This is a genomic window from Salinicola sp. V024, assembly GCF_052645315.1.
Window position 1 is genome coordinate 76,061 of the sequence record NZ_JBQXYB010000005.1, and the last position, 14,533, is coordinate 90,593.

14 protein-coding genes are annotated in these 14,533 nt (G+C 62.1%); 3 read left to right on the top strand and 11 right to left on the bottom strand.

Annotated features, from left to right (window positions below):
• Nucleotides 1-39: 39 nt before the first annotated feature.
• The 6 genes from hglS to miaB all read right to left on the bottom strand — a co-directional run bounded on the left by hglS (nt 40) and on the right by miaB (nt 7,601).
• Nucleotides 40-1,425 (bottom strand): 2-oxoadipate dioxygenase/decarboxylase HglS, encoded by a 1,386-nt coding sequence (gene hglS / locus ACUN9V_RS09670; protein ID WP_445511246.1) that lies wholly within the window; start codon nt 1,423-1,425, stop codon nt 40-42.
• Nucleotides 1,426-1,614: 189 nt separating this feature from the next.
• Complete coding sequence (gene lnt, locus ACUN9V_RS09675) at nt 1,615-3,102, bottom strand: apolipoprotein N-acyltransferase (protein WP_445511247.1); 1,488 nt, start codon at nt 3,100-3,102, stop codon at nt 1,615-1,617.
• Nucleotides 3,103-3,261: 159 nt separating this feature from the next.
• Nucleotides 3,262-4,161 (bottom strand): HlyC/CorC family transporter, encoded by a 900-nt coding sequence (locus ACUN9V_RS09680; RefSeq protein ID WP_445511248.1) that lies wholly within the window; start codon nt 4,159-4,161, stop codon nt 3,262-3,264.
• 288 nt (nt 4,162-4,449) lie between these two features.
• Nucleotides 4,450-4,935, bottom strand: a complete 486-nt coding sequence (gene ybeY / locus ACUN9V_RS09685; RefSeq protein WP_445511249.1) for an rRNA maturation RNase YbeY — start codon at nt 4,933-4,935, stop codon at nt 4,450-4,452.
• Nucleotides 4,932-5,999 (bottom strand): PhoH family protein, encoded by a 1,068-nt coding sequence (locus ACUN9V_RS09690; RefSeq protein ID WP_075561958.1) that lies wholly within the window; start codon nt 5,997-5,999, stop codon nt 4,932-4,934. Before ACUN9V_RS09690 ends, ybeY begins: the two co-directional genes overlap by 4 nt.
• Nucleotides 6,000-6,251: 252 nt before the next feature.
• Nucleotides 6,252-7,601, bottom strand: a complete 1,350-nt coding sequence (gene miaB / locus ACUN9V_RS09695) for a tRNA (N6-isopentenyl adenosine(37)-C2)-methylthiotransferase MiaB (RefSeq protein ID WP_439286594.1) — start codon at nt 7,599-7,601, stop codon at nt 6,252-6,254.
• A gap of 296 nt (nt 7,602-7,897) precedes the next feature.
• Here miaB and ACUN9V_RS09700 point away from each other — a divergent pair, with 296 nt between their 5' ends.
• The 3 genes from ACUN9V_RS09700 to ACUN9V_RS09710 all read left to right on the top strand — a co-directional run bounded on the left by ACUN9V_RS09700 (nt 7,898) and on the right by ACUN9V_RS09710 (nt 9,760).
• Nucleotides 7,898-8,227, top strand: coding sequence for a DUF1820 family protein (locus ACUN9V_RS09700; protein ID WP_075561960.1), 330 nt, complete (start codon nt 7,898-7,900; stop codon nt 8,225-8,227).
• 248 nt (nt 8,228-8,475) lie between these two features.
• The gene (locus ACUN9V_RS09705; protein WP_075561961.1) at nt 8,476-9,093 is read left to right on the top strand and encodes a TIGR04211 family SH3 domain-containing protein; all 618 of its coding nucleotides are present in this window, start codon (nt 8,476-8,478) and stop codon (nt 9,091-9,093) included.
• A 19-nt stretch (nt 9,094-9,112) separates the two neighbouring features.
• Complete coding sequence (locus tag ACUN9V_RS09710) at nt 9,113-9,760, top strand: thiopurine S-methyltransferase (protein WP_445511250.1); 648 nt, start codon at nt 9,113-9,115, stop codon at nt 9,758-9,760.
• Nucleotides 9,761-9,873: 113 nt separating this feature from the next.
• Here the strand turns inward: ACUN9V_RS09710 and ACUN9V_RS09715 are convergent, their stop codons facing one another.
• The 5 genes from ACUN9V_RS09715 to cysP form a co-directional block, all read right to left on the bottom strand.
• A complete protein-coding gene (locus ACUN9V_RS09715; RefSeq protein WP_075561963.1) occupies nt 9,874-10,467 on the bottom strand; it encodes a YajG family lipoprotein in 594 nt (197 codons plus the stop codon).
• A gap of 118 nt (nt 10,468-10,585) precedes the next feature.
• Nucleotides 10,586-11,701: a sulfate/molybdate ABC transporter ATP-binding protein gene (locus ACUN9V_RS09720; protein ID WP_445511251.1), complete on the bottom strand. Its 1,116-nt coding sequence runs from the start codon at nt 11,699-11,701 to the stop codon at nt 10,586-10,588.
• Complete coding sequence (gene cysW / locus ACUN9V_RS09725) at nt 11,698-12,525, bottom strand: sulfate ABC transporter permease subunit CysW (RefSeq protein ID WP_445511252.1); 828 nt, start codon at nt 12,523-12,525, stop codon at nt 11,698-11,700. The genes ACUN9V_RS09720 and cysW overlap by 4 nt, the downstream gene beginning before the upstream one ends.
• A complete protein-coding gene (gene cysT, locus ACUN9V_RS09730) occupies nt 12,525-13,379 on the bottom strand; it encodes a sulfate/thiosulfate ABC transporter permease CysT (RefSeq protein WP_445511253.1) in 855 nt (284 codons plus the stop codon). The genes cysW and cysT overlap by 1 nt, the downstream gene beginning before the upstream one ends.
• Nucleotides 13,376-14,404 (bottom strand): thiosulfate ABC transporter substrate-binding protein CysP, encoded by a 1,029-nt coding sequence (cysP, locus tag ACUN9V_RS09735; RefSeq protein WP_445511254.1) that lies wholly within the window; start codon nt 14,402-14,404, stop codon nt 13,376-13,378. Before cysP ends, cysT begins: the two co-directional genes overlap by 4 nt.
• Nucleotides 14,405-14,533: the final 129 nt, after the last annotated feature.

The following is a 14,533-nucleotide window of genomic DNA, read 5'->3' on the forward strand; positions in this document are numbered from 1 at the left end:
TGGCTGCGACGAGCTTCGCGGGTCGGCGACGAAAAAACTTCAATCCTCGATGCCGAGCTGCTGTTGCACTCGTTCCAGCGAGTCCTGCTGCAGACGTCCGTAGAGTTCGAATTCGTCGTGAACCGGCCGACCCAATGCCAGCTCGAAGGCGCTCTGGTTGGATTCGCTGCGAGACTCGCTGGCCCGCGCCTGCTGCTGGGTGTCACCGAGGTTCGACTGGAAGATGCCGGCGGCGCTGACCGGCAGAAAATCCTCGTATGTGATCGGGGTGGCATCGATCCAGCCCGTCCCCACCGCCTCGTCGAGGGAAGCCGGGGCCGACTCGCCGCTGGCCAGGCGCTCGCGCCCGCTGTCGCTGAGCTGATAGCGAAAGTACGCCAGCGCTTCACGCCGCAGCGTTGCCGCGTCATCGGGGAAGGCAGCGAAGACTTCGCCCAGCTGGCGTTGATGAGCGAGATTGTCGGCGGCGGCTGGCGCCTGGCGGGATTGGGCCAGCAGCTCGTCATATCGCGCGCGTCCCTTGGGTGTCAGTGCGACACCGCGCTGTTCGATCTCGCCGAAACGCGCGGTGTGAGTGCCTCCATCGCTGTCGGCGAACCGTACCGATTCTTCCAGGGCCTTGAAGCTGGTCTGGCGCAGCAGGATCGGCCACTGGCGCCGGGGCGGCCCCTCGATCACGGCCTTGGGCGTGATGCCATAGTCCGGCATCGCGGTCTGGGCGGCGTCGATATCCAGCGTTCGCGGCGTCAGATGGTTGATATGCGGACCGCGGAAGCAGACCACGTCCGCCACCAGTCTGTGGGCCGCGTGCAACGCATGGTACGTGTCATGGTCGACCGTCGCGTCGCGGTGCCAGCGAAAGGTTTCCAGAATCTCGGTCACGAAACGCGCGGCCTGGTCAAGATCGAAGCCACCCTGGCGCTCACCCAGTTCGACCAGTTCGCGCGCCCCGGGGGTGAAGATGTCGCGTTCGGCGAGAATCGAGGCGGCCTGACGTCGCAGGCCGGCATCCTCGATCAATTCCAGGCGCAGCAGCGACGTGAAGATCCGGAAAGGGTTGCGCTGAAGCGAGCTCTCGTCGATGGGGCGGAAAGCCGTGGAGTGAACCGGCACGCCGGCCTCGGAAAGATCGTAGTAGCTGACGGGATACATCCCCATCAGCGCGAATACGCGTCTCAGCGTCGACAGCTCATCGGCGGTGCCGACGCGAATCGCCCCGTGACGCTCGACGCCCAGGCGCGAGGTCTCGTTCTGCGCGTCGAGCCGAGCGGCCAGCGCCGGATCCGAGTCGAGCGTCGTCTGATTGATATTGGCGACCAGTTCGAGCAGATCGCCATATTGCGGCACTTCCTGCCGGTACATGTCCGACATGGCTTGGGAGAAGGCGCTGCGGATATCGTCGGGGGAGACCTGAGACAGTGTCATGACATACTCGATGACCGGAAATGAAGAGCTCCATCCAACGCTATCGTCAGGCGGGAGGCAAGCCTCGAATGCCGGCTCGGAACCATTCGATAAACCGGCGTCGCATATCCGGAAATGACACAGGGTCGAAAATCGTGACGCCACGCCCGTTGGCTGGAGTGCCAGGGCGTGGCGGCATACGGCGGGGTGTTACCTGGGCTGGCGGGCCTTCCACACCAGTGCCGGCGCCAGCAGTAACAATGACAGCAGCCACGTCGGCCAGCTGCCGGTGCGGGTGAACGGCGTCTGTCCGGTCATGGGGACGATATCGCCGACGACGCTGGCGGTTTCGAACTGCGGCGCTCGCTCGCGCAGGCGGCCGTGATCGTCGATGATCGCCGTGACCCCGTTACTGGTAGCACGAACGACGTAGCGGCCGTTCTCCAAGGCACGCAGTTGCGCCATCTGCAGATGCTGCAGCGGTCCGATCGAGCGGCCGAACCAGGTGTCGTTGGAAACCGTCAGCAGCACGTTGGCATTTCGCGCGCGTTCTGCGACCAGATCGGGGTAGACGATCTCGTAGCAGATGGCGCTGCCGATGGCGATGCCATGGGTCAGGATCGGAGGCTGGGAATCGTCCCCAGCGGCAAAGTCGGACATCGGCAGGTCGAAGAAATCGATGACCCCGCGCAGCAGGAAATCCAGCGGCAGGAATTCGCCGAACGGCACCAGATGGCTCTTGCGGTATTCGCCGCGGGTATCGCCGACGCCGGTGATGGCGTTGTAGTAACGCCCTTCGGCGTCACGCTGGACGACGCCGGTCAGCAGTGAAGTGTCGCTGGGCAGCGTCGACTGCAAGCGCGCCATGAACGGACGCGCCTGCTGTTCGAGCATCGGCAGGGCGGTTTCCGGCCAGACGATGATGTCGACGTCGTCAGGCACCTGACGCGTCAGGCGAGAGTAAGTGTTGACTGCATCACGCTGGCCATCGGCGCTCCATTTGGCGAGTTGCGGCAGATTGCCCTGCAGCAAGGCGACGCGCAGCGGGTCGGCGGCCGGTGTCGTCCACTGGGCGGGTAGCGCCAGCGGCACCAGCCAGAGCAGTGCGATAGGAGCGATGGCCCACCAGCGACGATGACAAAATTCGACCAGGAGTGTGCCGGTGAGCGCGACGATCAACGACAGCAGATAGACGCCGCCGATAGGCGCCCAAGGTGCCAGCGGCGAATCGACCTGGGCGCTGCCCAGCAGCAGCCAAGGGAAACCGGTGAACGCCCAGCTGCGGAAGGCCTCGCCCAGTACCCAGATCCCCGCGAAGCTGAGAAAGGCCAGTCGCGGCGAAGTGAAACGACGATAGAGCCCGAAGACGAGCGCCGGGAATAAAGCCAGCGTGCCGACGAAAAGCGCGGTCAGAAACAGCGCCAGCGGTACGCCGGTATAGCCGTAGTCGTGAATCGAGACATAGACCCAGGAAGTGCCGCTTCCGAACAGGCCAACGCCGAACACCCAGCCGCGAAGCGCGCTTTGGCCCACGCTCAAGCGATGCTGGCCGAGATACATCAGGGCAACCGCTACCGGTCCCAACCACCACAGATGGAAGGGTGCGAAAGAGAGCGTGGCAAACCCGCCGGCAATCAGCGCAGCGAGATAACCCGGCCAAGGGCGGCGGGCGGAAATCAACGGCTTGGCTTGCGGCATGTCAGGGGCGCTCCTTGCGAAAAGTGCCCCTTATACCAAAGTTGCTGAATGAATGCGTTAAGTGCTTTCAACCGCGCTGACCTGCGCCTAGAGTCCCGAGCCTACAGTCCCGCACCTACAGTTCCGACTCAGACGCCCGAGCCTCGAATCAGGCATCGCTCAGCTTTCGATGCGCCGTGCCGGTTCGTTTTCGTTTTCGACTTCGGTCGGTACCGGTTTGGCCTGGAGCAGGCGAATGCGTCGATTGTCGGCATTGAGGATGGTGAAGCGCCACTCGCCGAGATCGGTATGCTCGTGGCGACCCGGGAGGTGGCCGAAGCGCTGCATGATCAGCCCGCCGACGGTATCGAACTCCTCGTCGGAGAACTCGGTGTCGAAGTGGTCGTTGAAGTCTTCGATCGGCGTCAAGGCGCGAACGGCATAGGTGCCGTCGCCCATGTCGCGGATATCCTCTTCCTCGTCGGTGTCGTGCTCGTCCTCGATATCGCCGACGATCTGCTCGAGAATATCCTCGATCGTGACGATACCGGCGGTGCCGCCATACTCGTCGACCACGATCGCCATGTGATTATGGGTATCGCGGAACTCCTTGAGCAGGCTGTTGAGACGCTTGGATTCGGGCACGAACATCGCCGGGCGCAGCACGTCGCGCAGGGCGAAAGCCTCGCGCTCCTGAGTGTTGCCCTTGAGTAGCGGGAGCAGATCCTTGACCAGCATGATGCCGAGCACGTCGTCCAGATTGTCGTCGATGACCGGATAGCGCGAATGCGCGGTTTCCAGAATGATCGGCAGGCAGTCTTCCGGGCGCTGAGTCACGCTGATGGCGGTGACCTGAGAGCGCGGGATCATCACCTCGCGCACCTGCTGATCGCTGATCTGGAATGCGCCTTCGATGATCGTCAACGCATCCTGATCGAGGTTCAGGCGTGGGCCGGCCTCGCGCAGAAAGGTGAGCAGCTCTTCACGCGAGCTGGGTTCATCGAAATCGCTGGAGAAGGTACTGATCAGTTTTTCAAGCCAGGATCGACTGCTCTGGCTACTCGATCGGTCTTCGCTCATGACTGTGGTCTCTTATCCTCGAATGACACACGGAAGGGAAAAGGACTATCGCTCCATCGCAATGCCCGTAGGCGACACGATGCCTTCGCGGCGCGCTCGAAAGAGAGTCGCGGCGAATCGATGATCGATATCCAAAAGGGGCCAACCGCGATTCGGGCGCGGCTTGGCGGAGGCTCGTCAGGCGCTTCGGCCATCAGGCTTGGGGTCTCGCTGGATGCTTCCCCATGACCGCAGGAAGATCTCGTCGGTATCGGCATGATGCTGGATGTTGACGCTTTGAGTCGGAGTTTAGGCATCGGGTTTCGAATCGACGACGCGATACGGGTCCTCAATGCCAAACTGGGTGAGCAGAACTCTCTCGAGAGTTTCCATCTGCTCGGCTTCATCATCATCTATATGGTCATAGCCGAGCAAATGCAAGCAGCCGTGTATTACCAGATGGGCGTAGTGATCGTGGATTGACTTTTGCTGTTCCTGCGCTTCGTTGGCTACCACGTCGTGGCAGATCACCAGGTCGCCGAGCAGAGGCAGTTCGATCCCTGGCGGGGATTCGAACGGAAAAGAGAGCACGTTGGTCGGCTTGTCCTTGCCGCGATAGTCCCGGTTGAGCTGTTGGCTCTCGTCACGTTCGACAACGCGAATCGTCAATTCGTGGCGAGTATCGCCCTCATGAGCGAGTACCGCACCGACCCAGTCTTCGAGATCCGACTGGCTCGGGAGAGCCGTTTCGGCTTCGTCGCCGACGGCGATCTGGAGATCGATCTCCGGGGTCATGAGTCGTCGTGGCCCCGGTGGGTCTCGGTCTCGAGCCGCGCCTGACGGCGATCTTCCCGACGCTGTCGCTGGGCCGCTTCTTCGGTCGCCTCGTGAATGTCGTAGGCCTCGATGATGCGCTGCACCAGCGGGTGGCGGACGACGTCCTTGGGCGCGAACTGGGTGATTCCGATGCCGGCCGTATCGCGCAACACCTCTAGCACGTGAATCAACCCCGAGCTCGTGCCACGCGGCAGGTCGACCTGGGTCGCGTCGCCGGTGATCACCGCCGTCGAGCCGAAGCCGATACGCGTCAGAAACATCTTCATCTGCTCGCGCGTGGTGTTCTGGCTCTCATCCAGAATGATGAAGGCGTTATTGAGCGTACGCCCGCGCATGTAGGCGAGCGGGGCGATCTCGATGATCTGGCGCTCGATCAGCTTGTTGACCTGCTCGAAGCCCAGCATCTCGTAGAGGGCGTCGTAGAGCGGGCGCAGATAGGGATCGATCTTCTGCGCCAGGTCGCCGGGCAGGAAGCCGAGCTTCTCGCCGGCCTCGACCGCCGGGCGCACCAGCAGAATGCGCCTGACCTCCTGACGATTGAGCGCTTCCACGGCCGCTGCCACCGCCAGATACGTCTTGCCGGTACCCGCGGGGCCGATCCCGAAGTTGATATCGTGACGGCGAATGCTGGCGACGTAGCCCTGCTGATTGAAGCCGCGCGGCTTGATCAGCGTTCGCGGCGTGCGGATGAGCAGGCCACCGGCTTCGATATCGCCGATCTCCTCTTCCATCGCCTCGACCCCCGACTCCTGGAGATAGAGATGGACAGTGTCCGGGGTCAGTTCGTCGGCTTCGGTCTCGCGGTAGAGATGCTCGAGCACGTTGGCCGCTGCCTTGACGCCAGCGTCGGGGCCGGCCATCTGGAAGACGTTGCCGCGGTTGCGCAGCGTGACGCCGAGCCGTGCCTCGACCAGTTTCAAGTGTTCGTCGCGCTGACCGCAGAGATTGGCCAGACGCATGGGATCGTTGGGTTCGAGCGTCAAGGAGACGACGCGATTGTCAGACTGTTGGTCTTGGGTCAACGCAAAGAGGTCCGTTGTTTTGAAAAAATGGATTTGAAAATATGGCTTTGGAAAAAGCGCAGCACGACTGCCATATCGCCAGCTTACTGCGCAGTTTCCTGTCGGAGCAATGCTTGAGGTTAACCAGTGTCAGCCACCGGCTTCGCGTCACCCGTTAGCGCTGAAGCAGGGCAACGCCGCATCTCTCTGACGGAATGTCGCATGCGTCTCGCGGCATTGCGTCTGAGTTCAGGTGGGGAGGCCGAGACAAGCTCAATGGCGCTCGCCGGAAACCAGCTCGCCGCGCAGCGAATTGGGCAGCGCTTCTGTGATACTGACATCGACGAAATAGCCGATCAGCGACGTCGGATCGTCGGCCCGGAAATTGACCACCCGATTGTTCTCGGTTCGGCCTGAGAGCTGCCCTGGGTCCCTGGGCGAGAAGCCGGTGACCAGAATTCGTTCGACGTTGCCGACCATACGGCGGCCGATCTGGGCAGTCTGCTGATTGAGTCGATCCTGCAGGATCGCCAGCCGCTGCTTTTTCGTTTCCGCCGAAGTCTCGTCGGGAAGGCTGGACGCCGGCGTTCCCGGTCGCTTCGAGTAGATGAAACTGAAAGAGGCATCGAAACCGATACGATGGATCAGGTCCATGGTGTCTTCGAAGTCGGCATCGGTCTCGCCAGGGAAGCCGATGATGAAGTCCGAGGAAAAACTGATGTCCGGACGCAGGGCACGAATGCGCTCGAGCTTGTCGATGTACATGTCGCGATCGTGGCCGCGCTTCATGGCGGCGAGGATACGATCCGAGCCTGATTGAACGGGCAGATGCAGGTGGCTTACCAGCTCCGGTATCTCGCCATAGGCTTCAATCAGGCTGTCGGAAAACTCGACCGGGTGCGAGGTCGTGAAGCGGATGCGGTCGATACCGTCGACCGCCGCCACGCAGGCGATCAGCTCGGCCAGATCGATCTCGTCGCCATCGGCATCCGGCCCGCGATAGGCGTTGACGTTCTGGCCCAGCAGGTTGATCTCGCGCACGCCCTGGTCGGCCAGATGAACGACTTCTTCCATCACCGATTCGAAAGGGCGCGAGACCTCTTCGCCACGGGTGTAGGGAACCACGCAGAAGGTGCAGTACTTCGAGCAGCCTTCCATCACCGACACGAATGCGGTCGCGCCGTCGGATTTCGGCTTGGGCAGATGATCGAACTTCTCGATCTCGGGGAACGTGACGTCCACCGTCTGGATCGGCGATGCGCCCTTGTTGCGGGCGTCCAGCATGGTTGGCAGCCGATGCAGCGTCTGCGGGCCGAATACCATGTCGACGTGGGGCGCACGCTTGCGGATATTCTCGCCTTCCTGGCTCGCAACGCAGCCGCCGACGCCGATGACCAGATCCGGCTTGGCGGCTTTCAACTTCTTCCAGCGTCCGAGCTGATGGAACACCTTCTCCTGTGCCTTCTCGCGAATCGAGCAGGTGTTGAGCAGAATGACGTCGGCATCACCCTCGTTGTCGGTCATTTCCAGACGATGAGATTCCCCGAGCAGATCCGCGATGCGAGCGGAGTCGTACTCGTTCATCTGACAGCCGTGGGTCTTGATGAAGAGCTTCTTCGTCATAGGTTGCGTTGCTGCGGCCATGCGCGCGTCACCGGTGCCCTGTCGTGGAAAAGAGAGGAGAAAAACAAGATGGAAAGCCTGCCTGAATGGATCTCCATCGAGCAGGCGTCCTTGAAAACGCGGCATTATACGGCCGTTGACCCGATACAGCCAACCCGCGTCGCTCGCATGGCGCGATGGCTGTGGTACCCTTGCGCCTATTTGCAATGCCACGCTGAGAGCCGAGAATCGGGGATGATGTCTCGAGTCGAAAGGCTCGGCAGCGTTGGCAAAGATATCGAGAGAGCCGTTCATCTATGCCCAGCAAGCCGATCTATCGGGTAGTGTTTCACAATCAGGGTGAAGTTTGGGAACTCTACGCTAGGGAGATCTTTCAAAGCGATCTGTGGGGCTTCATTGAAGTCGAAGCTTTCGTGTTCGAGGATCAGTCCAAGGTTGTCGTCGATCCCGGCGCGGAGAAGCTTCGACGCACCTTCGATGGCGTCAACCGCAGCTACATTCCCTACAGTGCCATCGTCCGTATCGACGAAGTGGAACGAGGGGGGATTGCCAAGGCCGTCAAGTCCGAAGGTAACGTCGCCGAATTCCCGCGGCCCATGGCGTGGCCGCCCCGGGATGATACCTGAGACGACCGGTTTCGAAGTTTCGGAAAGTTTTTGAAAAATCAGGGGTTGGTCAGATTTTCACCAATTTGTCGCAATGCCGAGACAGCCGGTGGATAGGCTCATCGATGCGCAGGTTGTCCAAATGGTTATCCACAGAAAGTGTGGATGATCGATTCACCGCCCTTGCAGGAAGCGAGGCGTGGTCTCATCGTCGCGTGAACCAGTCAATGTCCAACCGTTATCGATTAGCCACTTAAGATCACGACGATATGTTGAAAATTCGAAATGTAGTTCTGGGTTGCGCCTTGAGCGCGACCCTGTTTTCCGCTCCTGCCATCGCGCAGAACGGCCACTGGATCAGTGATTCGTTGACCACGTTCGTGCGCAGCGGTCCAACCGATGGCTACCGCATTGTGGGTACGCTGACCAGTGGCGATCCGGTCACCGTGCTGCAGACGCAGGGCGACTATACCCAGGTTCGCGGCCCCGATGGGGACGAGGTCTGGGTTCAGTCCCAGTTCGTGCAGGACGAGCCCAGTGCCCAGCAGCAGCTGCCGGCGTTGCAGAAAAAAGTCGATCAGCTGACCACGCGGCTCGACGGCATCGACGACGAGTGGAACCAGCGAGTGGCCGATATGCGCAACGAACTGCAAAGCCGTGAGGCGCAGGTCGATGAACTCCAGACCACCAACAATCAGCTCGACGAGTCCTACTCTCAGGCCGAGAGCAGGATGCGCGAGATGCAGGCACGTCTGGATACGCAGAAGGAGGACCTGTTGATGCGCTACTTCATGTATGGCGGTGGTGTCGCGGCTGCGGGTTTGATCGTCGGACTGATCGTGCCGCATCTGCCGCGTCGTCGGCGCAAGCGCGACCGTTGGTTCTGAGTCTCGCGGGGAGTGCCTCGTGACCGCAGCGGATTGGCTCGAACGGTGGCAACAGGGGCGCATCGGGTTTCATCGCGAGGCGCCTCATCCGGCTTTGACGGCTCACTGGCCGGCGATCGGTCTGGAGGCCGAGGCCAGGATTCTGGTGCCGCTATGTGGCAAGAGCCGGGATATGCGCTGGTTGGCCGAGCATGGTCATCCGGTGCTGGGGATCGAACTCTCGCCGCTGGCCATCGAGCAGTTCGTCGCCCAGAGTGCTCAGCCTGTACTGCGTTATCGTCAGCCAGAGTCCGGGAAGTCAGGGTTCGATTGCACCCGCCAGGGCAATATCGAACTGTGGTGCGGCGATGTGTTCCGATTTCAGGTCGACCATGCCGCCGAGTTGGCGGGCTTTTACGATCGTGCCGCTCTCGTCGCGCTACCGCTGGCGGCGCGACAGCGCTACGCCCATCATCTGGCCCAGCTGTTGCTGCCGGGCGGGCGGGGGCTGCTGATCACCCTGACCCACGACGATCCCGAGCGCGGCCCGCCGTTCAGCGTGACGCACGAGGAAGTGGAGTCGCTGATGTCGCCCAACTTCGAGCTGACGCTGTGTGACGTCTCGCCAGCCGAGGATGGCCTGACCGAAAGCGTGTGGAAGATGGTGAGGCGAGGTCCCGCGAACTAGCGGCGTACCGTCACGATCATCGAAACACCGACCGTGTTGGATCGAATAACAAAACCGCCCGCTACGTTGCCGTAGCAGGCGGTTTTTCATTTCCGGTCAAGGCTGTCGACGTATCAGCGCGCCAGCAGATTGGCCAGCTGCTGATCGCGGAAGGTGCGGTCGAGAGCGTTGCTCAACAGTTCGCTCACCATGCGGTTGTTGGTATCCCAGTCCGGCTTGAGCGCGTAGCTCTGCGAACGTTTGGCCGTGTAGCGACCCTTATAGGTATTGTTGCCATTGGCGACATCGGCCTGGATGATCGCCTGCAGCTGAGAGGCGCCCAACATCGGCTGCTCGGCGGTGCCCCGGGCGTAATCGAGCTCGGCCAGCGTCAGTGTCAGCGAGGGGCCGCCATTGTTCTGGCTGGTCGGGTTGAAGCCCATGCCGCGCAGAGCATTTTCCGCTTGCGAGCGGATCTTGGGAATCACGTCGTTGGCTTCGACGGTGATCGTCGAGGTTGCCGATGCCGTGCCGGATCGGGTGCCGATGACGCTACTGTCGCGGCCGTCGACCACCTCGAGCGAGACAGACTGGCCATTGCCGGCTTGCGGGAACCCGCCGCTGACCTTGGGGCTCACGGAAAGAATCTGCGGGCTCTGAGCGCAGGCCGTCAGCAGGCCAAGCAGTAGCAACGTGGCGGTACATTTGAGCGCAAACCATTGACGCATAACGCTAACCTCTCGAATCGTGGGGGCGGATGCGCCCATTATAGACACTGTCCGCCACTTTCCGGAACGCGGGCAAGCGCCGAACGGAAATTCCGAAGGCGAATCGGGCGATCTCCTCTCACGAAACCGATAACGGCGCCAGTGTCTGCGGGCGCGGCGTATCGAAGCGATGCAGACGGCTGGGTTGCGCGAATAGTCGTTTGCCGCGGGTGATCGCCAGACGTTCGAAATCGGCATGACTGATCGTCGCCAGCCACGGTTCGCCGAGCCAGTCCGCCTCCAGCTCGATCCGCACCTCGGCACCGACCGGCACTACCGCAGTGACGCTGACCGGCAAGTGCGCGCGGGCGCTGGGCTGTTCGTCCAGGCGAACCTCATGGGGGCGCAGCAGCAGTTCCCGGCGGCCATTCTCGACGCCGGGCACCGCCACTCGCGCATTGCCGCAGGTCAGTACTTGGTTCTCGATATCGCCTTCGAGCCGGTTGACGTCGCCCAGGAACTCGAACACGAAACGGTTGGCGGGCTGGCGATAGAGCGTATCCGGCGTCGCGATCTGCTCGACCCGGCCATTGCTCATCACCACCACGCGATCCGACAGCTCCAACGCCTCTTCCTGGTCATGCGTCACGAACAGGCTGGTGAAGTGCAGCTCCTCGTGGAGATGGCGCAGCCAGCGACGCAGCTCCTGGCGGACCTTGGCGTCCAGGGCACCGAACGGCTCGTCGAGCAGCAGGACGTCGGGCTTCAGGGCCAGGGCGCGTGCCAGCGACACGCGCTGCTGCTGGCCACCGGAAAGTTGAGAGGGAAAACGCTCGGCCAGATCTTGCAGGCGAACCATCTCGAGCAGCTGCATCACCCGGGTGCGGATTTCGCCGGTCGAGGGCCGCTGCGAACGCGGCATGGCGTTGAGACCGAAGGCGACGTTGTCGAACACGCTCATGTGACGAAACAGCGCATAGTGCTGGAACACGAAACCGATACGCCGATCGCGCACGTGAACGTGGGTCACGTCGCGCTCGCCGAAGTGGATCGATCCGCCGTCGGCCTGCTCCAGTCCGGCGACGATACGCAGCAGCGTGGTCTTGCCGGAGCCGGAGGGGCCGAGCAGCCCGATCAGCTCGCCATCGTGAATGTCGAGGTCGATGGGCTCCAGGGCGCGGGTGCGGCCGTCGGCCTTATGACCCTGGCCCTTATTGCCATAGGTCTTGTCGATCTGCGAGATGCGAATACTCATGTCGCGGTCTCCCGGCGCGCGGCGCGCCATTCGAGTGCCGCCTTGGCGGCCAACGTCAGCAGTGCCAACAGCGCCAGCAGCGAGGCGCTGGTGAAGGCGCCGACGGTGTTGTAGTCCTGATAGAGCTGTTCGACTTGCAGCGGCAACGTGTTGGTCTCGCCGCGGATCGCCCCGGCGACCACCGAGACGGCACCGAACTCGCCGACCGCGCGGGCATTGGTCAGGATCACGCCGTAGAGCAGCGCGTGGCGAATGTTCGGCAGTGTGACGCGACGGAAGATCGTCCAGCCGGAGGCACCGAGCGTCACCGCGGCTTCCTCTTCACGCGAACCCTGGGCCTGCATCAGCGGAATCAGTTCACGGGCGACGAACGGGCAGGTGACGAACACCGTCACCAGCACGATCCCCGGCCAGGCGAACATGATCTGGATATCGTGGGCGTCGAGCCAGCCGCCGAGCCAGCCATTGCGTCCGTAGAGCAGCAGGTAGACCAGGCCGGCGACGACGGGCGATACGGCAAACGGGATATCGATCAGCGTCTGCAGCAGGCGTCGCCCCGGGAACGCGAAGCGAGTCACCAGCCAGGCCAGAAACACCCCGAAGATCAGATTGACCGGCACCGTGATCACCGCGACCAGCAGCGTCAGGCCGATCGCAGCCAGGGTGTAGGTGTCGCTCAGATTCTGCCAGTAGACATCGATGCCGCTCATCAACGCCTGGGCGAAGATTGCCACCAAGGGCAGCAGCAGGAACAGTGCCGTCAGCGCAAGCGCCACGCCGATCAACAAACGGCGGACGCGCGGTGCATCACCGATTCGGATCATCAGCCGCGCCCTCCATGCAGTCGCTTGATGAAACGTCCCTGCCACAGGTTGATCGCGAGCAGTAGGGCAAGCGAGGTCGCGAGCACGATCGAGGCGACCGCCGAAGCGCCGGCGTAGTCGTACTCCTGCAGCTTGACGAAGATCATCAGCGAGGTGATTTCGGTCTCGTAGGGTTTGCCGCCGGCGATGAAGATCACCGCGCCGAATTCCCCCAGCGAGCGTACGAAGGCGAGGCCGGTACCCGTCACCAGCGCCGGCCACAGGTAGGGCAGAATCACCCGGCGAAACGCTAGGCCATCGCTGGCGCCGAGGGTCATCGCGGCTTCGTCCACTTCGGCCGGCAGGTCCTCGAGCACCGGCTGAACGGTACGGACCACGAACGGGATGCTGGTAAAGGCCATCGCCAGCGCGATGCCGATCCAGGTGTAGGAAACCGAAAGGCCCAGCGGCTCCAGCAGCCGGCCTATCCAGCCGTTACTGGAGTAGAGCGTTGCCAGCGTGATCCCCGCCACCGCCGTCGGCAGCGCGAACGGCAGATCCATCAGCGCATCGACCAGACGTTTGCCGGGGAATTCGTAGCGCACCAGCACCCATGCCATCAGCAGCCCGAAGACCGCATTGAACAGGGCGGCCACCGCTGCGGCGAGGAGCGTGACCGTGTAACTCGCCAGCAGGCGCGGGTCGGTGATCAGAAACCAGTACTGCGACCAGCTCAGCTGCGAAAGCTGCCCCACCAGACTGGTCAGGGGCAGCAGCAGAACCAGCGAGACGAAGGTCAGCGAGATGCCGAGCGACAGGCCGAAGCCCGGCAGTACTCGGCGTTCGCGACGTCGCGTGAGAGCCTGGGCGATCATCGGCGCTGGAGTTGATCCAGTTCACCGCCGCTGGCGAAGTGCGTCTTCATCGCTTCCGGCCAGCTGCCGAAGACATCTTCGACGCGCAGCAGTTCGGTTTGCGGGAAGCGGTCGCTGAATTCTTCGGCAACCTTCTCGTCGTTGACGCGGTAGTTGAACCCGGCCAGTAGGCGCTGCGCTTCCTCGGTATAGAGATAATCGAGATAGCCCTTGGCCAGATCTTCGTTGCCGTTACGCTCGGCATACTCGTCGACCACGGCCACCGGAAATTCGGCCAGGATACTCACCGGCGGTACCACCACCTCGTAGTCGTCCTTGCCGTATTCGTTGCGGATGTTATTGACCTCGGACTCGAACGTAATCAGCACGTCGCCGATATCGCGTTCGACGAAGGTTGTGGTTGCGCCACGCCCGCCGGTATCGAACACCTCGACGTTGCCGAGGAACGTCTTCATGAAGTCCTCGATCTTGCTCTCGTCGCCGTCGAAGGTCTTGTCGGCGTAGCCCCAGGCAGCGAGATAGGTGTAGCGGCCGTTACCCGAGGTCTTGGGGTTGGGAAAGACCAGCGACACATCGTCGCCAGCCAGGTCGTCCCAGTTCTCGATGTGCTTGGGATTACCCTTGCGCACCAGAAACGCGATGGTCGAGTAGTAGGGCGAGGCGTGGTTGGGATAACGATCCTGCCAGTCCTTGGCGACCAGGCCGGCGTCGGCCAGTACGTTGACGTCGGTGACCTGGTTGAACGTCACCACGTCGGCGCGCATCCCCTGCATGATCGAACGCGCCTGGGTCGATGAACCGCCGTGGGACTGCTTCACGCTGACGGTCTCGTCGTGCTGGGCCTGCCACCAGTCGATGAACTTCGGATTGACCGCGGCGAAGAGCTCGCGGGCAATATCATAGGAGGAGTTGAGCAGCTCCCGCGGTTCTTCCTGGGCCTGCGCAGGCGACAGGGCGCCTAGCGCCAGGGTCAGTCCGAAGGCGGAGGCGGCGAATAGCGAGCGAGGTCTGGAAAGCCCGAACATGTGTCAGTTCCCTACGAATTATTAGCGATAGTGGCAAGGCTAAATAAACCCGAATGGAATGACAATTCGTTTTGATAGAACCTTTTATTATATATTGGCGCGGTTATTCCATAAGGCTCCACCCAAGAA